The organism is Arthrobacter sp. SE2 (genome assembly GCF_058244265.1).
In genome coordinates this window covers 36,837-58,526 of the sequence record NZ_JBZAYA010000016.1, presented here as the reverse complement: position 1 = coordinate 58,526, position 21,690 = coordinate 36,837, and the positions used below count along the sequence as shown (strand labels likewise).

The following is a 21,690-nucleotide window of genomic DNA, read 5'->3' as shown; positions in this document are numbered from 1 at the left end:
GAAATACTCCATGGCTATATTCCAAGACACCGACCGTCCGATCGCGGACTGCGATGTCCTCGTCGTCGGATCCGGGGCAGGCGGCCTGTCCGCCGCCGTCACCGCCGCCTACCACGGGCTGAAGGTGGTCGTTGTGGAAAAGGCCGACGTTTGCGGCGGTGCCACTTCCTGGTCCGGCGGCTGGGCCTGGACGCCCGGTAACCCGCTGGCCAAGGCCGCCGGTGTCAACGAGGACCGGGAACTCTTCCGGACCTACCTGCGTCACCGGCTCGGCACCAATTACCACGAAGACAGGGTGGATGCTTTCCTCGAGGCCGTCCCGCACATGGTGGGCTTCTTCCAGGACAAGACCAGCCTCCAGTTCGTTCCCGGTGACAAGATCAAGGACATCTACGGCAACACCCCGGGTGCCGGCACGGGGCACCGTTCGGTCGGGCCCAAACCGTTCAATGCACGAAAAATCAAGCCTGAACTGCGTGCCAAGATGCGCCACCAGCTATACGAAACGTCATTCCTGGGCATGGGCATCATGGCGGGTCCCGACCTCAGCAAGTTCCTCTCTGCCTCCCAAGGGAACATCCGCGGTCTGTTCCACGCGGCGTGGCGGTTTGGCTGGCACCTCCTGGACCTTGTGACGCATCGGCGCAACATGCAGCTGGTCAACGGCACGGCCCTGACCGCCCGGCTCATGAAGTCCGCCGATGACTTGGGCGTCGACATCCGCGTTTCGACGCCAGCGACGCACCTTGTCACGGATGAGAGAGGCAAGGTGACGGGCGCCGTCGTGGATTCACCCGGTGGCAGCTATGCGATCAATGCCTCACGCGGCGTCGTGCTGGCAGCGGGCGGATTTCCGAACGACGTAGACCGCCGCGCCGAGCTGTTCCCCAAGACCCCGACGGGCCGGGAGCACTGGACCCTCGCACCGAAAGAAACCACCGGGGACGGCATTACCATGGCCCGGGCGGTCGGAGCCCGATTCGATACCGAAGTGGAGTCTCCGGCCGCATGGTGTCCCGTTTCGCTGGTTCCGTACCGCAGCGGACGCACGGGAACGTTCCCGCACATCATGGACCGCGCCAAGCCTGGCAGCATCGGTGTGCGGCCCGACGGGAAGCGCTTCGTCAACGAGGCCAACGGCTACTACGACTACGTGGAGGGAATGCTTAAGGCGACCCCCGACGGTGAACCCGTCGAGGCCTGGCAGATCGCCGACGCGGAGTACGTGCGCAAGTTCCCGCTGGGCATGGCCAAGCCCTTGCCGGTTCCCCTGTTCCCTTACCTGCGTTCCGGGTACTTGAAAAAGGGAAACACCATTGAAGAACTCGCCGTCGCCTGCGGCATCGATCCGTCTGCTCTGGCGAAGACCGTGGCGGAATTCAACGAAAACGCCCGCCAGGGGGTTGATCCGGACTTCGAACGCGGAGCGAGCGAATTCAACCGCTATGGCGGCGACCCCAAAAACGCCCCGAATCCCTCGCTGCGCCCGTTGGACAAGGGACCGTTCTACGCCGTGAAAATCGTCCCGGGTTCCTTCGGCACCTTCGCGGGCCTCGCCGCCGATCCGCGGGCAAGGGTCCTGAACGAGGCCGGACAGCCTATCGATGGCCTTTATGTCGCGGGCAATGACCAGGCTTCGGTGATGGGCGGACACTATCCTGCCGGAGGCATCAACCTCGGCCCTGCCCTGGCTTTCGGCTACATCGCCGGACGGGAACTAGCCAATGTCACGCCCTACGAAGACGACGACACTCCGGCTCCAGTGGGAGGACCTAAGCGAGCTGCTGTGTGATCTCCGCAGCCCGGGCCGCTGCTGCGCGGGCTCCGTCGGCGATGATCGCGGGTATGCGGCCGTCGTTGAATGCCGCGATGGCACGTTCCGTGGTGCCATTGGGGCTGGTCACGGCGATGCGCAGCGCAGTGGGGTCCGCACCCGGCTCTGCAAGCATGAAACCCGCGCCTGCCACGGTCTCGCGGGAAATCATGAGGGAGAGCTCCGGATCCAGGCCAAGTTCGACGCCGGCGGCAGCCATCGCCTCGGCAAGGTAGAACACGTACGCAGGGCCCGAGCCGCTGATGGCGGACAATGCATCCACCTGCTCCTCCGGTATCTCCACCACGGTGCCTGCGGCGGCGAGGATGTCCTTGGCCAGCTGGAGCTGCTCGGGACTGCAGTTGGTCCCGGGTGAAACGGAGACTACGCCTCGTCCGAGCCTGGCAGGAGTGTTGGGCATGGTGCGGATGACCGGCTGACCTGCGGGAAGGGCTGCTTCCAGCTGGGCGATGGACACGGCCGCGGCAACGCTGATCACAATGGTGTTCTTAGCCAGCGAGGGCGAGATTTCACGTGCGAGATCGGCAATGCCGACAGGCTTGACACCAAGTATGACAACCGAAGCGCCCTTCGTAGCCAGCTTGTTGTTGTCTGGCTCCTCGGCTCCGGCGATGGTCATGACATGGTGGCGCTCAGCCAGTTCGGCGGCGCGCTCTGCTCGACGTACGGTTGCGACGACGTCCGAGGGATCCGTTCCGGCGGCAAGCAGGCCACCCAGGATGGCCTCGTTCATGGACCCACAGCCAAGGAATGCGATTCGGTTGCTCATGGCTCCATGATGCCAGTTCAGCCGCGCCACCGCAGAACCAGTGCAAGGCTTTCCAGGGCCGCAAAGAATTCCCAGCTAGTTCCCAAGGTTATTGCAGGCTGCACCCAAAATCGCTCCGTAACTTAGTAATTACCTCATTGAGGGTGCGAGTGATGAGGCGGGCATGGGGATGTCCGCCACAAGCACCGGTGGTCGAACGGGTTTCCCCCCATTTTCCCGTATCGACCGCCGGTGCTTTCTCGTTTAAGGAACCTAGATCTCGAAGGCTCCCACGAGCGGCGCCCCCAGGTGCTGGCGCGCAAAGCGCAGCGTTTCGGCGAGCCACTCCTCGCGTTCACCGGCAGCCTTGGCCTTGCGCGTTGAAATCTCGGCAACCACGGTGCCCTCGAATCCGTTGGATGCGAGATACTGCAGCGCCTCGGCGCACTGTTGGGTTCCGTAACCGGGGATCAAGTGTTCGTCCTTGCCCGATCCCGAACCGTCCGTGAGGTGGACGTGGCGCAGCTTGCTCCCGAGCGCCCGGATCGCCTCAAGGCTGTTGGCACCCGCGGTGGCGGCATGCGAGAAGTCCCAGGTCACGTCGTCGTAATCCTGGCCCATCGGATCCCAGTGCGGAAGGTAAGCGAGCGCCTCCCGGCCGCGCACACGCCACGGGTACATGTTCTCTACCGCGATGTGCACCTGATACATCGCCGCGATCTCGCGCACACCGGCAGCGAAGTTCTCCGCGTAGTTCGACTGCCAGCGGAACGGCGGATGGACCACTACAGTGTTGCAGCCGACTTCGCGCGCCATCTGGCAGGACATCTCGATCTTGTTCCACGCCGGACCCCAAACCTGCTGGGTCAGGAGCAGGGTGGGGGCGTGGATGGAGACGATCTGCTGGTCGTATCGATGGCTTAGCTGGATGAGGGCATCCGGGTTCTGGCTGGTGGCGTTGTTGGTCACCATCACCTCGACACCGTCGTACCCCAGGTCCTGGGCCACGGCAAAGGCGTCATGGACGCTGAGCGGATAGACGGAAGCGCTGGATAGCGCCACCGGGATCCTCGGCGTGTCTTCTTCGGAATGCTCGACGTCGGTGCTCATGTTAGTTGGCCTGCCTCCCGGCGATGGGGATTGGTAAAGATACTGCCGCGGGCGCGGCCGTTCCGGTGTTGGCGCCCAGGCGTGGTACCGGTACCGCGCCTCCGAGCCCGACGTGCGGGGCCGGGGCCAGCGGGCCGTCGAAGATCAGCTGGTCGAGCCGGCGCAGGATCAATCCCTCGCGCAGGGCCCAGGGGCAGATCTCCATGCTGGGAAACTCGAACATTTCCAAGGCGGCCTCAGCGACGAGCGCACCCGCAAGGATCTGCGCCGCCCGCGCATCTGAGACGCCCGGGAGGTACAGCCGGTCCTCGACGGTCATGGCCGAGATCCGCTGCGCCCAAAGTCCCAGGTCCGTGGCGTGGAGTTCGCGTTTGACATACGGACCGGCGCCGCTCGGTGCAGCACCCGCGATGCGGGCAAGCGATCGGAAGGTCTTGGACGTTCCGGCCACCAGGTTGGCCCGGCCCAATTGCTTGAACTCACGCACGACCGGCTTGAGTGTATGGCGGATGTACTTGCGCAGCTCTTTGACGCTCTTGGCCGTGGGAGGGTCATTGTGGAGCCAGTCCCTGGTCAAACGGCTGGCGCCAAGCGGTACTGACACTGCGAGTTCGGGCAGTTCGTCCTGGCCAAACGCCATTTCGAAGGAGCCGCCGCCGATATCCAGGTCCAGGATCGGACCGGCGCCCCAGCCGTACCAGCGCCGGACCGCGAAGAACGTCATGGATGCTTCTTCGCTGCCGGTCAGTTCCTGCAGGGTCACGGTGGTCTCGTGCTTCACCCGGGCAAGGACCTCGACGCCGTTGGTGGCTTCGCGGATGGCCGAAGTACAAAAAGCCAGGAGGTCCTCGGCCTTGTGGCGGGCTGCGAACTCCCACGCTTCGAGGACGAATTCGATCAACTCGTGTTGTCCGGCGTCGTTGATGTTACCGTCGGCGTCCAGGAACTGAACCAGCGAAAGTGGTCGCTTATGGGAGGCAAACGCGACCGGGCGTGCGCCTGGATGCGCGTCCACCAAAAGCAAATGGACGGTGTTGGAACCGATGTCTAGGACGCCAAGACGCATTCTGCCATTATTCCCCGATTCGAAGCGTGTGAAGCAAGTTCGACTGCCGATTCGTGCCGGCGGTTAGTCAATTAGTCCCGGGGTCCGTCGGTGCGTGCTTCTACGGTCGCGTCTGCGGCCGGGCCGTTGGCTTCGTCGGCTTCGTTGGCTTCGTCGGCGCGGGTGAAGTCGCGGCGGACGTTGGCGATGCCTTCCGGGCCCATCTCGAAGCCGTGCTCGCTGCCGGGGTTGATCACCAGGCCCAGCTCGTCACCGATACTGTCCAGAATCGCAGAGCCGTGGGTGCCAAGGACGTTTGGCGCTGCCTCGAGGAAGTGCGACTCCACCCGGCTTGGGTGGCTGAACACGGCGAGGACAGGCTGGCCCTCTGAGTTCGCAAGGACAAGCGGCTCCACGGCGGCGTCAGGCTTATCCAAGGAGTCGGTGCTCAGGATGTAGACCTCGTTGTTCAGGAAGGCCAGGATGACGTCCACCGGGTTCGCGTCGGGTTGCCCGGACTTTGCGAGCTTGGACTCAAGGTCGTTCAAGGGCAGGGATTCCGGTGCTGCAGGCTGATCTGTCATGGTTCCACTCGATCACGGTTCCCCTGCCCGAAGCAATTCCCGGGCCGCTCTCCGCCCTCCGCCCGACCACCCGCCGCCCACCCGCCGCCGAGATCGTGGGTGCGGGCCGGAATTCCTTAACCATCCGACCGGCAGTCCGACCGGCAGTGATCCGGCAGCGTGCGTCTAAGCGAGGAACGAGCGAGCACGCAGAGGATTGCTCCCGTTCGGAGCTGTAGCGGAACTACTTCTTCGCAGCAGCCCTCTTCGCCGGCGCCTTGCGGGCCGTCGTGGTGGTCCGCTTGACCGGACCCTTGGCGCGCTTCTCCGCAAGCAGCTCGATGGCCTGCTCCCGGGTCAGCTCCTCCAAGGACGTGGCGCGCGGAACCGTGATGTTGGTGACGCCGTCGGTGATGTACGGGCCGAAACGGCCTTCCTTCACCACGATGTTCTTCTCCGAAACAGGGTCCGGACCGAACTCGGCCAGGGGCGGTACGGCTGCACGCGCACCACGCTGCTTCGGCTGGGAGTAGATCTCCAGTGCCTGGTCCAGGGTGATCGTGAAGATCTCTTCCTCGGATCCTATGGAACGCGAGTCCGTGCCCTTCTTCAGGTAAGGCCCAAAGCGGCCGTTCTGCACCGTGATGGGGTTGCCTTCGGCGTCCGCGCCGAGGACGCGGGGCAGGCTCATGAGCTGAATGGCTTCATCGAGCGTCACCGAGTCAACGGACATCGACTTGAAGAGCGAACCCGTACGCGGCTTGGCCTTGACAGGCTTCTTCGCCGGCTTGGGTTTGCCGTTTTTGTAGTACTCCACCGGCTGGTTTGCCAGCTGCTCTTCCGTCATCTCGGGGATGATCTCGGTGACATAAGCGCCGTAGCGTCCGTTCTTCGCAACCACGGTGTGCCCGGTGTGGGGGTCTGCACCCAGGACACGTTCCTCGGGGGCGGCCGTTTCCATGAGCTCCACGGCCTTGGCGGCAGTGAGCTCGTCCGGTGCGAGGTCCTCGGGGACGTTGGCACGCGCCGACTCCACGACCTCGCCGGTCTTGGGATCGATAGTGGGGATCGAGCTTTCCAGGTACGGGCCGAACTTGCCGACGCGCAGCGTAATGCCTTCGGCGATCGGCACCGAGTTGATCTCGCGGGCATCGATTTCACCGAGGTTGTTGACGATGCTCAGGAGACCGGGATCGGCGTCTTCACCGTAGTAGAAGTGCTTGAGCCAAGCAGCACCGACGGCCTGGCCGTTGGCGATCTTGTCCAGGTCACCTTCCATGTCCGCCGTGAATTCGTAGTCCACGTAGTCGGTGAAGTGCTGTTCCAGCAGGCGGATCACGGAGAAGGCGATCCAGCTGGGAACCAGCGCAGACCCTTGCTTCCGGACGTAGCCGCGGTCCTGGATGGTGGAGATCGTGGACGCGTAGGTGGACGGACGGCCGATGCCACGCTTTTCCAGCTCTGCCGTAAGCGATGCTTCCGTGTACCGCGGCGGTGGCGAGGTCTCGTGGCCAACGGCAACGATTTCCGAAGCGGTGAGGGAATCGTCCTTGGCCACGTTGGGCAGGCGCCGGGCTTCGTCGGAATCGTCGTCGCCGCGGCTCTCGTCCTTGCCTTCTTCGTAGGCCGCGAGGAAGCCCGGGAAGGTGATGACCGTTCCGGAGGCCGAGAATTCGGCGTCGCGACCATCGCTAGCCACTGCGCCGAGGCGGATGGTGGCGGTGGAGCCCTTGGCGTCGCCCATCTGGGAGGCAATGGTGCGCTTCCAGATGAGTTCGTAGAGGCGGAAGGCGTCGCCGGTCAGATGGTTGGCCACCTGGGCCGGGGTGCGGAAGGAGTCACCCGCGGGGCGGATGGCTTCGTGGGCTTCCTGCGCGTTGGCGGCCTTGTTGGCGTAGACGCGGGGAGACTGCGGCACGTACTCGGGACCATAGAGTTCGGCGGCCTGGCGGCGTGCAGCCGTGAGGGCTTCGTCGCTCAATGCGGACGAGTCCGTACGCATATAGGTAATGTAGCCGTTTTCATACAGGCGCTGGGCGATCTGCATGGTGCTCTTGGAGGTGAAGCGCAGCTTGCGGCCGGCCTCCTGCTGAAGGGTCGACGTCGTGAACGGCGCCGCAGGACGGCGCGTGTAGGGCTTGGTGTCGACCGAACGGACGCGGAAGTCCGCATTCTCGAGTCCGGCGACCAACGACGTCGCGAGTTCCTCGTTGAGGTGGACCGCGTTCGCGGAGGTGAGGACACCGTCGTCGTTGAAGTCACGGCCGCTGGCTACCTTCGCGCCGTCGACGGCAGCAAGCTTCGCTTTGAACGTCGCGGAGCCGGTACCGAACTGGCCCGTCAGGTCCCAGTACGATGCGGACTTGAAGGCCATGCGTTCGCGCTCGCGGTCGACCACCATGCGGGTCACCACGGACTGCACACGGCCGGCCGACAGGCCACGCGCAACCTTGCGCCACAGCACCGGGGAGATTTCGTAACCGTACAGGCGGTCCAGGATGCGGCGCGTTTCCTGGGCGTCGACGAGCGCACTGTCGACGTCGCGCAGGTTGTCCATGGCGCGGTGGATGGCTTCCTTGGTGATTTCACCGAAGGTCATGCGGTAGACGGGAACCTTGGGTTTCAGGACCTCCAGGAGGTGCCACGCGATGGCCTCGCCCTCGCGGTCCCCATCGGTTGCGAGATAGAGCGCGTCAGCGTCTTTCAGCTGGGCCTTGAGCTCGGCGACTTTTTTCTTCTTGTCCGGAGACACGACGTAATACGGTTTGAAGTCGTTTTCGATGTCGACGGCGAACTTGCCAACCGAGGTCTTCTTCAGTTCTGCAGGGAGGTCCGAGGGCTGTGGAAGGTCGCGGATGTGACCGATCGAGGCCTCGACAATGAAGCCTTCGCCCAGGTACTTGGCGATGGTCTTGCTCTTGGCCGGAGACTCCACGATCACGAGTTTCTTGCCGGTTTTTGCCTTGCTGGGCACGGTTCTCCTACAGAAAAATGAATTGCTTGGGCTCGTGCCCATATTGGCCTAGTTCACCATATTTTGCAGAATCGTGCGTTTCCATGTGCACAAGTGCTGTTGAGGAACGGTGCGTTTGGTTAGCTTGAAGACGGCGTCCGGTCGTCCGGAATCATCGACCACATCGTAGCGATTCGCACCGCTCCTTCGGGAATCCGCGTGGGATCTTCGAGTTCATATGACCTGATGAGGTTCTGGAATTTGGCCTTGAGATCCGTTCGCTGATCCGGGGTCAAGTACAGCAGGTCGCTGGACAGCACCATGGCGGCTGCCTCGTTCGCGGCCTCTCCGCGCTGGCGCCGCTCACCCCGGGCCCGGGTAAACGCGGTGGCCCGGCGCCGGAAGGCGTCCAGTTCGAGTTCGACGACGGCGATCTCCGGGCTCGGAGCGTTGCCGCCGGATTTGATAGTGAAGTCCGAACCCGCGGCCTTCCAACGGCGTTCGCGCGCATCGCCCTCGTTGTCTGCAGCCGTCACAATCCCCCATTTCTGGAGGGCCCGCAGGTGGTAGCTCATGGCGCTCGGCGTGAGCCCTGTCTGCGCGGCGAGCTCCGTGGCCGTGCGGCTCAGCTGCGTGGAATACAGCTCCGAGATCACCTCAAGCCGGGCGGCATGCGCAAGCGCACGGATCGCTTTGGGGTCGGTGATCTCCACCGTCTTCTCGGGCCGTTTCCGGCGCTTCGGGGATGCCAGCCCGGTGGGTACCCCATTGTCTTCATTCACCGGAACAGTTTATCCGCCGGTGCCGGCGCAAATGTCCTATGCCGCGGGAAGCAGGAAGCCGTCGCGGACAAGGTTCTCCACGTCGGAGAGCAGCCCGGCGCGGAATGCGTCGTCGTCGAAGTCGTCCCCTCCACCCAACAAGGCGGCCAAGGCACCGATCAGCTGGCGGACGGACAACTCGCCGTCACATGCCGACACGAAGCCGGCGAGCTCGGTGCTCAGCAGATTCGTCCGGCGCAGCCCCGCGCCTTGGCGCAACAGGATGACGCCTGGGTGTTCGGCGCCGGGCCGCTGGTGGCGTTCCTCGGTCACGTCTTCGGCCACCACCAAGTGGGCCTCGGAGAGCTTGTGGGTGACCAGCCAGTCAGCGCGTTCGACGGCGGCGGCAAGGTGTGGGCCGATCGGTTGCTCGATGGGGTAGGTGATTTCTTCGAAGCGGGTCGGCGCAGCTCCTGGACGCTCGCCCAGCGGCCGTCGGAGCCAGATCATTCCGAAGCCAATTGCCTCCACGTTGCGGGACGCGAAGTCCTCCAGGTAGGCCGCGTAAGCATCACGGTAGAGCTCACGGTCGCGGCCTTCGGAGGCGTCCTGCAACCAGGTCTCCGCGTACAGCTCGGGACTCACCTGTTCCCGCTGGATGAACCAGGCCTCCGTGCCGGACCCCGCCAGCCACGACGCAGGCCGTTCGCTCCAGCCGCTGCCCGCAGGGATCTCCCAGTTGCCGAGCATCTGCGCCGTGCCGCCGGGCGCGAGGATATCGGGAAGGGTGCGTACGAGGTTGGCGACGATGTCGTCGCCGGGCAGGCCGCCGTCGCGGTAGGTGAACTGATCCGAAGAGTGCTCGCCGGCACTTCGCGGGGTTATGACGAAAGGCGGATTGGACACCACCAGATCGAACGTCTCACCCCCGACGGGTTCCAGGAGCGAGCCCAGCCGCAAGCTCACCCGGGACTCGAGATCGGCCGGGTCAAGGTGCAGTGCCTCGGCATTGAGCATCAGGTTGAAACGGGTGAACGCGAGGGCCCGTTCAGAGATGTCCGTAGCCGTGACGTGCTCGCTGTGGTGAAGGAGGTGGAAAGTCTGGATCCCGCAACCCGTCCCGAGGTCCAAGGCGCGTTTCGAGTGCCGCCGGATGGTGGTCTGGACAAGCGTGGTGGATGCCTGCCCGATACCCAGCACATGGTCATGCCGGAGCACGCCCGGCTGCTGGTGGGCGGCGAGGTCGCTGGAAACCCACAGCTCGGCGCCGCCGCTGCCACTGCTGTCTGCTCCGGAGTCGCCTTCCCAGCCGTACGGCCGCAAATCCACTTTCGCGGCGACAGCACCGCCGTCGTTCTTCTCCACCAGGCCAAGCTCTGACAGGCCCGAGGTGCGGATGCGCGGCAGGGCGGCGTCAACGTCGCTTTCGGTTTGCGGGACAGCGAGAAGCCACAAGCGCACGACGACGGCGAGGGCGGCTTTCGCGCTGTCCGTCGCCGGGCCTTGGGCGGAGGCAGCCGGTTCGGTGACGATGAGTGCGGGGATGAGCTGATCGCGGGCGAGGGCCGCGTGGGCGGACCCTCCCAGAATTGCTGCCACTCCGTCCACCGTGTAGCCAACGTTTCGCAGGTCTTCGGCGAGCGCTGTGAGCAGCTCGGGAAGGTCGCTGCGGGGAGCGTCGAGGGTGGTGGGGGCGGTCCCAAAGATGGCGGGCGTTGCGGGATCAGTCACCGTTCAAGTCTATTGGGGGTGGCTGGGCGCCTCTCGCCGGATTCCTGCGTCGGCGAGGAGGCGTTCGAGCAGGTAGCGTTGAATCATGGCATTTCACCCCTCCACTTGGCGTCGCGCCGCACTTTTGGTCATTGGCGCAGCCGCCCTGGCGATGACGGCGTGCTCCTCCGGGGGATCCGTCTCCAACGCGGACATCCCCGCGTGGAAGGCGACCACCCTGCCCTCGGCGGCCGGGGTTGTCCTGGAGGACTCCGGGAAGATCCCGAACCGCGACCCCTTGGTCAAGAGCTTCGCGAACGTCGCCGCGGGTAGCTACACCTTGACCGTGGCCTGCGATGGCGGCGGCAAGGCATTCTTCGACGTTTCCTCGGGCAGTACGCAGATCACAGAGGCCGGGGCGGCATGCAATGGCAGCCGCGAAACGTCCCGTATCAAGATTCCCTCGACCGGTCCGCTGAGCATCAGCGCAAGCAGCGTCGATGCTCCCGTGATCTACGCGTACCAACTGGTACCGGCTTCGTAACCCGCCCCTCGTTCGGGCCTACAGCCCGGCGTAGAGTCGGATCATGGGGTGGGCACGCGCCCTGAAGGTAGCGACGACGCGGCCGGCGATTCCCGCCGTCGTGCTTTGCGGTGTGCTCGCGTGCGGCACGATGGCGTCGTGCGAATACAGCTACGAGGACGGTCGTGCGGCGGCAAGCAGTCCGCCGTCGGCGGCCATCACGGATCCGGTAGTGACCCGCGACCCTGGGCTGGGACAAACCGTCACGGGCGACGCGCTGAAGGCTTGGGCGCAGGACGTGCTTCCGGACGTGAACGGGTTGTCCTTCTATAGCAGTTTCGGCGTGTTATCGGCCGGCGAATCCCGCGACGAAGAGACCACCCAGCTTCCGGGCGGAACTTACGCAGTGACGCTGGCGTGCCGAGGTGCCCGCAGCGCCGAATTCACCGTGCGAAACGGAAGCGAAGTCATCACCGAGGTGATGCTGCGGTGCGGCACCACGCGGGTCAGGGTCCTGAAGCTGGAGACGGACGCCGTCCTCGGTATCACGATCACCGCCAATGCACCGGCGAACTTCGCGTACCGGGTGAGCCGGATCTAATGACCGGAGCTAGGCTGCGCAGCCTTCCGGGCAACGCAACGTTTCCGGGTTCGAGGCACATTCCGCGCAATACAATGTGAGGTTGCGGCAGCTCAGATTGGAGCAATTTTCAAACTTGTTGGTGGGCGCCTGGCAGCGGACGCATTGGCCGATGGTCTTGGCGTCCTCACTGAATTCCATGTGCATGCGCTTGTCGAAAACGTACAAGGAGCCTTCCCACAGGCCCTGGTCCTTGTAGGTTTCGCCATAGCGGACTATCCCGCCGTCGAGTTGGTAAACCTCCTTGAAACCGCGGTTCACCATGAGGCTGGAAAGGACTTCGCAACGGATTCCGCCTGTGCAGTAGGTGACGACAGGCTGGTCCTTGAGGTCGTCGTATTTTCCCGAGTCGAGTTCCTTGATGAAGTCGTGGGTCGTGGCGACGTCGGGAACGATCGCGTCCTTGAACTTGCCGATCTGGGCTTCGAAGGCGTTGCGCCCATCGAAGAACTTCACCTTCTGGCCCGCCGCCTTCTTTTCCTCCACGAGTGCGTGGAGCTCCTCAGGCTGAAGGTGGGTGCCGCCGCCGACGACCCCGTTCTCATCCACCTTCAGTTCGCCGGGGGCACCGAAGGACACGATCTCATCGCGAACTTTGACGCTGAGCCTCGGAAAGTCGTCGGCTCCGCCTTCGGACCATTTGAAGTCGATACCGTGGAAGCCTTTGTATTCCTTGGTGGTCTTCACATACTGCTTGACGTTGTTCAGTTCACCGCCAACTGTGGCGTTGATGCCGTCGCGCGAAATAAGGATGCGCCCGGTCAGGCCGAGCTTCTCGCACAGGGCGCGCTGCCAGAGCCGGACGGCGTCCGGGTCCGCGATCCTAGTAAAGCCATAGAAGAGCACAATTCTGTTTAAAGCCACGTATTTAAGGGTACTTGGTGGCCCCAAACCCAGGTGTCGGGCCGTCGTCGGGCTGCTCTAAGTGTTAATGGAGCTGTTACTGACCGCCACTGTTGATTCCCAGACCGCTGGCATAGTCTCTCTACATGAGTCACGACGCCTTGGTTGAAGACATCGCTGAGCTGCTCGAAGTCTGGGTGGCTGGCTGGTCCGGGTCCCGGAGCTACGAAACGCGAAAGGAAGGCCGGTTCCCGGCGGCCCTGCGTGCGGACAAAACCGGCGACTGGGAATTCTTCGCACATGACCCATCGGATGCCGAGTTCGCCGAGCTGGCTGCCAAGACCGCCCAGGCAGACACTCGTATCCTGACGATCCTCACGAACGACGCCGGCCGCTATACCCAGTTGGCCCGCGAGAACGGACTGAACGTCACCTCCGATTCCCAGACCATGATGATCGTGGACATGGGGACACAGGATGCGGAAGATCCGTGGCTCTCGGATGATGACCTCAAGCTCACGACCTTCGACAGCAAGGGCGTCCATTACGCCGTGGTCCGTGCCGGCGAAGAGGTGGCAGCCAGCGGTCAGGTGTTCGTGGTCAGGCAGACAGCGGTGTTCGACAAGATCGTCACCGAGCCCAACTACCAGCGCCGGGGCCTGGGCAGTTTCATCATGAAAGCCCTCGCCGCGCAGGCATTTCAATACGATGTTGAAAGCGGCCTCCTCCTGGCTTCCTTGGATGGACAGCATCTCTACTCGCACCTTGGCTGGAAGCACGTGTGCCAGGTGCTCATGATGTCCACCAAACCGGTCGACGAGACTGACCTGTCTGTGGCGTAGCCGACCTTCCTTTAGGCGTCGGCGGCCCTCGGCGCCGCTCCGTTTCCGGCGCGGTGACAGAATGTTCAAGTGAATGCAACTGAATCGATGATCTCCCTTCTGGGCAGGAGCCCGGACCCGGAGCAGTTGCGACACGTCCGCACTATTCCGGCGCGCCAGGCGATCCATGAGCCATGGCCGGCCTGGACCCATCCCGATGTCATTGCCGCCTACGGAACCTTGGGCATCCACGAACCGTACCGGCACCAGATCGAAGCAGCCGAGCTCGCCCACTCCGGCCAAAACGTCGTCATTGCCACCGGGACCGCATCCGGGAAGTCGCTTGCCTATCAGCTGCCTGCCCTCGACGCGATACATCGTTCCGAGTTGAGGGTGCTGTCCGAGCCGGGCAAAATCCACGACGACGGTGCCGTCACCCTGTATCTCTCCCCCACCAAAGCGCTTGCAGCCGACCAGCTGGCAGCGATCCGCGCACTCAAGCTACCTACGGTCCGGGCGGAAACGTACGACGGCGATACCGAGCAGTCCCAGCGCCGCTGGATCCGCGATCACGCCAACTTCATCCTCGCCAACCCCGACATGCTGCATTTCGGGATCCTGCCCAACCACACGTGGTGGGCCCGCTTCTTCCGCAGGCTCCGGTACGTCATCGTGGACGAAGCCCACAGCTACCGTGGGGTGTTCGGGTCCCATGTCGCCAACCTCATGCGCCGGCTCCGGCGAATCTGCGCCTACTACGGTGCCGGCACCTCCTTTCCTGAACCCGTGTTCATTGCGGCGTCGGCGACAGCGTCGGACCCCGGAACATCCTTTGCCCGGCTCATCGGCACTCCCGTCCGCGAAGTTTCCGAGGACTGTTCCCCGCACGGCTCCACCACGGTGGCTTTCTGGGAACCTGCCCTGACCGAGCTGAAGGGCGAAAACGGTGCAAAATCCCGCAGGACCGCCGTGGCCGAGACCGCCGACTTGCTGGCCAATCTGGTGTCCTCCCGTGTGCGTACCATCGCCTTCATCAAGTCAAGGCGCGGCGCAGAAACAATTTCGTCGATCACCAAGAGGCTCCTCGATGAGGTGGACCCCAGCCTGCCCCAGCGGGTTGCGGCGTACCGCTCCGGCTATCTCCCCGAGGAAAGACGGGCTTTGGAAAAAGCTTTGCGTTCCGGTGAGCTGCTTGGCGTCTCCAGCACGTCGGCATTGGAATTGGGCATCGACATTTCCGGACTCGACGCGGTGCTGGTAGCCGGCTGGCCCGGGACGAGGGCGTCCCTCTTCCAACAGATCGGACGGGCCGGCCGCGCAGGCCAAGACGCCATTGCCGCCTTCGTGGCCAGCGACGATCCCCTGGACACATACCTCGTCAACCATCCGGAGGCGATCTTTGACGTGTCAGTCGAGGCCACCGTCTTCGATCCCGGAAACCCCTACGTGCTCGGCCCCCACCTGTGCGCGGCAGCCGCAGAGCTCCCGATCGGAGTGGCCGAACTTGAGCTGTTCGGGCCAACGTCCGAATCCCTGTTGAATCAGTTGGTGGAGCAGGGGTACCTGAGGAAACGGCCTGCCGGCTGGTTCTGGACCCATCCCGAGAGCGCCGCGGCCATGGTGAACCTCCGGGCAGATGGAGGCGGCCCCGTAAGCATCGTGGACTCCGAGACTGGCTCCCTTTTGGGCACCATGGACTCGCCGCAGACGCACTACCAGGCGCATACCGGTGCGATCTATGTGCACCAGGGCGACAGTTACTTGGTCGAGGAGCTGAACGAAGAGGACCATTGCGTGGTGGTTCGTCGAACCAACCCGGACTACTACACCACAGCACGGGACGTGACGCAGATCGAGGTCCTGCAGACTCTCCGGACCATGGAATGGGGCGATATCGCAGTCCACTTCGGCGAAGTGAAGGTAACAACACAGGTGGTCTCCTTCCAACGTAAGGCACTGATTTCCAATGAGGTTTTGGGGGAAGAACCGCTGGAACTCGGGGCCAGGGATCTTTTCACCAAGGCGGTATGGTTCGTGGTTCACAATCGTTCGCTGACTGGCGCAGGCCTTGTTGAGGCCCAGTTCCCGGGTGCGCTTCACGCCGCGGAGCACGCCGCCATCGGACTTCTCCCGTTGGTCGCTTCGAGTGACCGTTGGGATATCGGTGGAGTCTCAACAGCGCTGCACGCCGACACCGGAGTTCCCACGATCTTTGTCTACGACGGGCATCCAGGCGGTGCCGGATTTGCCGAACGTGGCTTCGAAAAAGCCAAAGTGTGGTTGACCGCCACAAGGGACGCCATCAAAGCATGCGAGTGCGACACCGGCTGCCCTTCCTGCGTCCAGTCCCCCAAATGCGGCAACAAGAACAATCCGCTGGACAAGGACGCGGCGGTCACGCTGATCAACGTGCTCCTGCGCGACGCTGCCTAGACGCTGGTCCGGGCTGTTCTAGGGCGGCGGCCCGGCCCGGGAGCGGCCGGTCGCGGTCCCGAAGACTGCGCCGCGGTCCAGCTCAGTGCGGACCTCTACGATCCCGCCTGCGCCCACTGTGCAAGCCGACAGCGAAGCTCCGTGGCGCGCGGCCGTTTCGCTGGCTACCACGCAAGGATCTCCGGTTGTCAGGCCGCGGGCTGCGTCGGCTCCTGCGAGCGCCGCGAGATCGGCGGCAGATGCTGCGCGGTGCCCCATCGCCACGGCCTGGGCCAGCATGAACGCCGCCGCCATGCAGATCATGACAACAAGGCCCAGGGCAACGGCGAGGATGGTTCCCGAACCGTATTCCGCAACACGCCCGCCATCGCCGGCGCGGGCGCTACCTGCCCTCACGCCGCGACCTCTTCCACCGCGGCTTCGAGCCCGAGCAACGGCACAGCACCTCTGAAATCCACAACGCCGTCCCGGGAGGCGAGGAAGGTAACGGTGGCTGCCGACGACTGCGGGGCCTCTCCCCTTGCCGATGCCGTCGCCGAGAGCCTCCATGGGATGAGGGAGCCCAACGGGCCAACGACCCGGGCGGAGACTGTGACCTTGATCCACTCGCCGTCTTCCGCAACGACAGCCGAGGCGGCATCGCCCGCCAGTCTTCGAACGATTCCGTCAACGGCCAAGTGGCCATCTCCACGGGCGAGGGCCCTGGCTCCTGCCCTGGCCGCCTCTTCCAAGCGAAGCTGCGTAATTCCCGCGGCCGATCCTGCCAGAAGCAACGCCAAAAGAAGCAGGACAGCGGGCAGCGCCACGGCGAACTCCGCAGTGACGGCACCGTGGTTCCTCTCAGGAAAGACCCGTCGCCGACCGTGCTTCGGCGGGCCATCGAGCTTCTCGGCCGGAGGAGGCCGTCTGATCGAAGGAGGCCCCTGCCGCGCCACTCCGGCAGCGGAACGGGCCTTCTTCCCCGCGAGCGCCCATATCAACGCCTGTGCAGGTATCGAGCTGACAGCACGGCGCTTTGAACCCCACCGCGGCGTCATGGCAGGGAGAGCGCGCTGCGAATGAGGTTGAGGAGGAAGCCACGTACTTCCTCACTGCGAAGAATGACCACCAAGAGTCCGGCGAAGCCCACAGCTGCAAGCGTGGCGATTGCATATTCGGCCGTTGCCATCCCTAGCTCGGATCCCATGAGCCGCATCTTCGACCGTTTCGGAGCGGCAGAATCGTCGCTGGGCCGCGCACGGCCTGTTTCAACGTTGGAATGCAGGCGGGTTGGCAGCCGAACGGGCTTCCTTCCCGACGAGCCCGGGAACAGTTCAAGGACCTCGGCCTCCGGCCGACGAAGGGATACGTGGGCAGGGGCCATGGCAGTCTGGACGGGGGCCGTGACGGTTTCGACGGTTGCGTTCATTTCAGTTCCTTTCTTCGCGCCGGCTTGGCTGCCGGCCGTACTCCGACTCTTCCGTTGGCATTTGGGCTTCGAAAGGCCCCAAGTCTCCTAAGTGGAAAACTCGCTTCTGACCTTTCCTGTGGAGGGAAACTGGCATGTGCACCAACGCTCAGGCCGACCCGGGCGGGGCTGCCGGCTATCCCCCGGACGGGAGCATGGCCAGCAGCACTGGGACGACGCCAAGACAAATGAAGGCAGGCAAGGAACACAAACCCAGTGGAATCACGAGTTTCACTCCGAGCGCGGCAGCGCGCTTTTCCGCCATCCTGAACTGTTCACGCCGGAGGCGAGCTGCCTGGGCATAAAGGATGGCCGAGGATGGCGCGCCTGTCAGGGCAGCGAAGGTGAGCGCATCCTTTAGCTTGCGCGCTTCAACGCACAGCTGGCCCGGACTCCGCCATGCCGCCTCCCAGTCCGTTCCGATGTCGAGCGCAGCAACCACCGTCCGCAGGGAGCGGCCAAGCTGAGGGGAAGCGCACCCGGCGATCAACTCAAGGGCCCGTCCGAGCCCCGCCCCTGAGTCGAGCATGGCAGCCACCAACTCTAGGATCATCGGCACATTGCGCAAGCCTTCCTGGCTCTCGGGATTCGAGTGAGCGCCCACCGCCTCGCCTCTACGAGCGTTCTTCAGCGGGCCGCTGCTCCCGGGCGTGCCGTTGCCCCCGGGTGAGCCGCGAAGCATCCGCAGGGCCGTGCGCCGCCAGGTTCTTCCCTGATACCCCAGCCCGAGAATTGCTGCGAAGATCAACGTCAGGGACACAGCGATGGCTGGGAAGGTCGAGCCCATCAGTCAACGCCCCGCTGCGGCATGCACCAATCGAGATGACCAGATCCTGCCGGTGACGGTCAGGACGCCCCCAGCCGCGAGCGCTGCCAATCCGACGCCGTTGGCCAGCAGGACCCCCAGCGGGTCCACGCCAAGCATCATGCCCAACCCCAAGCCGAACACCGGCAGCCACGTCAGAAGGCGCACCGTGGCTTTCGGGCCGGCCAACGCAGTTTGCCGCGCATCACCGGCGTCGTCCTCGGCCTCAAGCTGGGCGGCGAACCGGGTCAGCACGTCGGCTAAGGGACAACCACTCGCCTCCGAAACATCCAAGCAGGCGGCAAGCTCTCCCCAGATTCGGCGTTCCACGGGGTTCCCGCCCTGAAGATTCTTAGCTGACGACGCCCTGATGGCTCCGGCGACCGACGTCCCCATCATCGAGGCCGCCCGCGCAGCCGCGAGAACTTGGAGAGACCCTGACGACAGCTTTCGTCGCGCATTGAGGACCTCCGGGTCGCCCGAACCAAGGCGGTGTTCCCTGCCTCCGTGCACCATCCAGAGTTCCTCCCAGAGCCTCGAAGTCGAACGGCCTCCCCGGAGGAGAGCGGCCAACTGCTGCACGAGTACCGTGAGCGGCAATGCGTCGGCGCGAGAGCGTCTCCGCAGCGTGCGCGCCTCAGCCCCGGCCCCGGCCCCGGCCCCGGCCGCAGCCGAGGGGGCGCCCGGCAGGGCATGCACTACCCGTCTGCCAAGTCGCCGGGACGGTTGGAAGACCATCCACGCAGCGGCCGCCAGGACGAGGACGAGGAGTCCGCTCACGCGAGCGCCCCAAGGTGATCTGAACGGGAAATCGGTCCCTGCGACCCGGGCAGGGGCACAGGCAGGAGCCCGGGATCCAGCTCAAGGCGCGCTGCGAGGTCCTTCCACGCGGGGCCGGCAACGGCGGAACCGGCCCGCAGTTCGACTGCAGGCACGATCGATTGGACGGTCGCATCCTCCGCCAACAATCCAATGCAGGAAACTCGTCTGCCGGCCGGCGTCCGCTCGACGTGAACCACCGCGTCCAATGCCGTTGAAATCTGCAATTGAACAGCTTCCCGGCTCAACCCTGCGAGCGCGCCCAACGCCACGAGCCTAGCCGGGACGGCGGATGCAGTGTTTGCGTGGATTGTGCCACCGCCACCCGTGTGGCCGGTATTGAGTGCCGTCAACAGCTCACGGACTTCCGCACCGCGGCACTCGCCCACGATCAACCGGTCCGGCCGCATCCGCAGCGCCTGGCGGACGAGCTCGCCGAGGTCGAGTGCGCCGCTGCCTTCAAGGTTTCCGTGCCTGGACTCAAGGGAGACGACGTGCGGGTGCACCGGGTTCAGCTCCGAGGCGTCCTCAATCAGGACAAGCCGATCATGGGGGCTACTCAACGCGAGCATGGTGGACAGCAACGTGGTCTTCCCGGAACCGGTGGCACCACTGATCAGGAAGCTCAACCTGTGGTCTACGATGGCCTGCAGCACCTGCTGGACGGGCGCCCCGAACATGCCTCCATCACGCAGCTCGTCCATGGAGAAGACCTCCTCGCGCCGGATCCGAACGGACAACAAAGTTCCGGCGGCGGAAATCGGAGGCAGCACTGCGTGCACCCGGTATCCGCCGTCGAGGCGGACATCGACGCACGGCGAACCGTCGTCCAAACGACGCCCGCCGGCCGCCACAAGCCGGGAGGCCAAGGCACGGATCTGAGGTTCGCCGTCGAAATGCACCCGTGCCCGTTCCAGCCCCTTGCCGCGGTCGAACCACACCGAGTCCGGGCCATTCACGAAGATGTCCGTCACCGAGGCATCGCGTGCAAGCTGTTGGAGGGGTCCAAGTCCGCTCAGTTCGGCGCTGATCGATTCGACGGCGGCAAGCGCCCCGGCGGTGCCGAGTAGCCTGCCCGTGGCGTGGACGGCCGCTGCCACGCGCGATGGGGTGACCGGTCCGGCGTCGGCCATGACGGTTTCCCGCACGGTTTCAAGGAGCGCGGCGTCCACGAGCCGGGTATTGCGTCGGCGCTCGCCGCTTGGGAATGCAGGGGTACTCATGCCGCGCCGTCGTCGAGTAGTTGAAGGACGGATTCTGCAAAGCGACGCACGGCCTTGCGCTTGCCGAATTCCAGAAGGCGTCCAAGTTCAGCCGCCGCGGCAGTACCGCGGAGTTCGCGGAGCACCCCGTGAAGCGGCAGTCCCAGCGATTCGGCGATGAGGGGTCCGTCGAGAGCCGAACCGGCATCACCCCGGACCACCAGGGCTGTGTCCACGGGAGGCAGCTCCTGCAGAAGCCTGGCCGCAGCTACTGTCGCCCGGAGTTGGGCCGGTGCCACGAGAAGGATCCTGTCGCAGTCCCAGGCGAAACCGTCAAGCGATTCTGTTCCGCGGCCGATGTCGACAATGACCAGTTCAAATCCCCGCCGCGCCGCATCAAGGACAGTCGCGACGGCTCCGGGCTCCACGTCTGGGGAACGGTCGCGACTGCCCGGCCAAGATAAGAAGGAGAATCCTCCGGCTATGGGCAGTGAGTCGCTCAGCTGCCCGGTGCCGATGCTGCCGCTGGCACCTGCAAGATCGGGCCAGCGCAGTCCGGGCGCATCTTCAGCGGCCAGGCAAAGCTCAAGGCCCCCTCCCCGGGGATCTCCATCAACCAGCAGCGTCCGGACTCCGTGGACGGCCGCTTCCTGGGCCAGCCAGATGGCAGCCGTGGACGCGCCCGCACCCCCGCATCCTCCCGTCACGCCGAGCACGAGTCCTCCGGGGTCCGGATCACGGGACCTGCCGAGGTGCTCCGCCAGCCAGGCTGCAGCTTCCGGCAATACAGCCACGCGTTCGGCCCCCAGCGCCGCTCCCAATTGCCACAAACTGTCCCCCTCCCCGTTGAGGCCCAGCAAGACGGAAGGTGCACGACGACGGGGCGGAAGTCCGCGGACATCGCTGCCAAGAAGCACCATCCCCGCGGTGTCCCACATGGGCAAGGCAGCGGATGAATCGACGATTGTCCGGAGACTGACACCGACGGCGGCCGCGATCCTTTCGGTTTCGGCTTGTAACCTGACGTTCGCCGTCACCAAAAGGACTTCCCCGGAATTGGCAGGAAGCCAGGGCTCTCCAGACACCGCGTCTGAGGACACCGGGTCCGGCTCGGCGCCGGACGATGGACCCGATCTTCCGGGCCGCGGGCGGCCACGTTGCAGCGCCGTCGGGCCGCGCACGCCGTGATATCCGACCCCGTGTCCCCGGCTGTTCTGGCTCCGCTCGAGATGTTGCCCACTCATGAAGCCACTCTCTCCGTTCCGCCACGAGCGTTGAAGGCCCGTATCGGCGTATGTGGATAAGCACCGGCAACAACCCCTGTGGGGGACGGGTCCCGCATCGCGGACGGAAGGGCCACGGGCGGAAGGCCCCCGGACTGAAGCGCCAAACGCATAGCGGACGGCAGCTGTCCGCAAAGTGCAAGGTTCCAC

General features: G+C 64.6%; 20 protein-coding genes. 5 read left to right on the top strand and 15 right to left on the bottom strand.

The genetic code is table 11. The features are described from left to right. Positions 1–10 precede the first annotated feature (10 nt). On the top strand, positions 11–1,792 hold the full coding sequence (locus tag AC4CS3_RS18840) for an FAD-dependent oxidoreductase (protein WP_490784705.1): 1,782 nt from the start codon (positions 11–13) through the stop codon (positions 1,790–1,792). Here the strand turns inward: AC4CS3_RS18840 and proC are convergent. From proC to AC4CS3_RS18805, 7 genes are all read right to left on the bottom strand, one after another. Next, the gene (gene proC, locus AC4CS3_RS18835; RefSeq protein WP_490784704.1) at positions 1,773–2,603 is read right to left on the bottom strand and encodes a pyrroline-5-carboxylate reductase; all 831 of its coding nucleotides are present in this window, start codon (positions 2,601–2,603) and stop codon (positions 1,773–1,775) included. The two genes, AC4CS3_RS18840 and proC, sit on opposite strands and share 20 nt — an antisense overlap. A 252-nt stretch (positions 2,604–2,855) precedes the next feature. Next, complete coding sequence (locus tag AC4CS3_RS18830) at positions 2,856–3,692, bottom strand: sugar phosphate isomerase/epimerase family protein (RefSeq protein WP_059389509.1); 837 nt, start codon at positions 3,690–3,692, stop codon at positions 2,856–2,858. Position 3,693: 1 nt separating this feature from the next. Further along, on the bottom strand, positions 3,694–4,758 hold the full coding sequence (locus AC4CS3_RS18825; RefSeq protein WP_490784703.1) for a Ppx/GppA phosphatase family protein: 1,065 nt from the start codon (positions 4,756–4,758) through the stop codon (positions 3,694–3,696). 71 nt (positions 4,759–4,829) lie between these two features. Beyond that, complete coding sequence (locus AC4CS3_RS18820; RefSeq protein WP_490784702.1) at positions 4,830–5,321, bottom strand: SseB family protein; 492 nt, start codon at positions 5,319–5,321, stop codon at positions 4,830–4,832. Between the two features lie 223 nt (positions 5,322–5,544). Beyond that, positions 5,545–8,274 carry a type I DNA topoisomerase gene (topA, locus tag AC4CS3_RS18815; RefSeq protein WP_441413200.1) on the bottom strand — a complete coding sequence of 910 codons (2,730 nt, stop codon included), beginning with the start codon at positions 8,272–8,274 and terminating at the stop codon, positions 5,545–5,547. Positions 8,275–8,393: 119 nt separating this feature from the next. Next, positions 8,394–9,035, bottom strand: a complete 642-nt coding sequence (locus tag AC4CS3_RS18810; protein WP_345449015.1) for an ArsR/SmtB family transcription factor — start codon at positions 9,033–9,035, stop codon at positions 8,394–8,396. 36 nt (positions 9,036–9,071) lie between these two features. Continuing rightward, positions 9,072–10,745 (bottom strand): DUF7059 domain-containing protein, encoded by a 1,674-nt coding sequence (locus AC4CS3_RS18805; RefSeq protein WP_490784701.1) that lies wholly within the window; start codon positions 10,743–10,745, stop codon positions 9,072–9,074. Between the two features lie 85 nt (positions 10,746–10,830). Here AC4CS3_RS18805 and AC4CS3_RS18800 point away from each other — a divergent pair, with 85 nt between their 5' ends. Together AC4CS3_RS18800 and AC4CS3_RS18795 are read left to right on the top strand one after the other, a co-directional pair. Then, positions 10,831–11,268 (top strand): DUF6023 family protein, encoded by a 438-nt coding sequence (locus tag AC4CS3_RS18800; protein ID WP_490784700.1) that lies wholly within the window; start codon positions 10,831–10,833, stop codon positions 11,266–11,268. A 43-nt stretch (positions 11,269–11,311) separates the two neighbouring features. Beyond that, positions 11,312–11,848, top strand: coding sequence for a DUF6023 family protein (locus AC4CS3_RS18795; RefSeq protein ID WP_490784699.1), 537 nt, complete (start codon positions 11,312–11,314; stop codon positions 11,846–11,848). 9 nt (positions 11,849–11,857) lie between these two features. On the opposite strand, the gene trhO is transcribed toward AC4CS3_RS18795, so the two are convergent. Then, positions 11,858–12,751, bottom strand: coding sequence for an oxygen-dependent tRNA uridine(34) hydroxylase TrhO (gene trhO / locus AC4CS3_RS18790; protein ID WP_490784698.1), 894 nt, complete (start codon positions 12,749–12,751; stop codon positions 11,858–11,860). 125 nt (positions 12,752–12,876) lie between these two features. On the opposite strand from trhO, the gene AC4CS3_RS18785 reads away from it, so the two are divergent. Together AC4CS3_RS18785 and AC4CS3_RS18780 are read left to right on the top strand one after the other, a co-directional pair. After that, positions 12,877–13,572: a GNAT family N-acetyltransferase gene (locus AC4CS3_RS18785; RefSeq protein WP_490784697.1), complete on the top strand. Its 696-nt coding sequence runs from the start codon at positions 12,877–12,879 to the stop codon at positions 13,570–13,572. Positions 13,573–13,659: 87 nt separating this feature from the next. Further along, on the top strand, positions 13,660–15,984 hold the full coding sequence (locus tag AC4CS3_RS18780; protein ID WP_490784730.1) for a DEAD/DEAH box helicase: 2,325 nt from the start codon (positions 13,660–13,662) through the stop codon (positions 15,982–15,984). A gap of 18 nt (positions 15,985–16,002) precedes the next feature. On the opposite strand, the gene AC4CS3_RS18775 is transcribed toward AC4CS3_RS18780, so the two are convergent. The 7 genes from AC4CS3_RS18775 to ssd form a co-directional block, all read right to left on the bottom strand. Further along, a complete protein-coding gene (locus tag AC4CS3_RS18775; protein WP_490784696.1) occupies positions 16,003–16,380 on the bottom strand; it encodes an Rv3654c family TadE-like protein in 378 nt (125 codons plus the stop codon). Beyond that, positions 16,377–16,895, bottom strand: coding sequence for a TadE family type IV pilus minor pilin (locus AC4CS3_RS18770; protein WP_490784729.1), 519 nt, complete (start codon positions 16,893–16,895; stop codon positions 16,377–16,379). Before AC4CS3_RS18770 ends, AC4CS3_RS18775 begins: the two co-directional genes overlap by 4 nt. A gap of 122 nt (positions 16,896–17,017) precedes the next feature. Further along, positions 17,018–17,392: a DUF4244 domain-containing protein gene (locus tag AC4CS3_RS18765; protein ID WP_490784695.1), complete on the bottom strand. Its 375-nt coding sequence runs from the start codon at positions 17,390–17,392 to the stop codon at positions 17,018–17,020. A 175-nt stretch (positions 17,393–17,567) separates the two neighbouring features. Continuing rightward, positions 17,568–18,218 (bottom strand): type II secretion system F family protein, encoded by a 651-nt coding sequence (locus AC4CS3_RS18760; RefSeq protein ID WP_490784694.1) that lies wholly within the window; start codon positions 18,216–18,218, stop codon positions 17,568–17,570. 3 nt (positions 18,219–18,221) lie between these two features. Next, positions 18,222–19,016, bottom strand: coding sequence for a type II secretion system F family protein (locus tag AC4CS3_RS18755; protein WP_490784693.1), 795 nt, complete (start codon positions 19,014–19,016; stop codon positions 18,222–18,224). After that, positions 19,013–20,278, bottom strand: a complete 1,266-nt coding sequence (locus AC4CS3_RS18750) for a TadA family conjugal transfer-associated ATPase (RefSeq protein WP_490784692.1) — start codon at positions 20,276–20,278, stop codon at positions 19,013–19,015. Before AC4CS3_RS18750 ends, AC4CS3_RS18755 begins: the two co-directional genes overlap by 4 nt. Further along, a complete protein-coding gene (gene ssd / locus AC4CS3_RS18745; RefSeq protein WP_490784691.1) occupies positions 20,275–21,501 on the bottom strand; it encodes a septum site-determining protein Ssd in 1,227 nt (408 codons plus the stop codon). The genes AC4CS3_RS18750 and ssd overlap by 4 nt, the downstream gene beginning before the upstream one ends. Between the last annotated feature and the right edge of the window lie 189 nt (positions 21,502–21,690).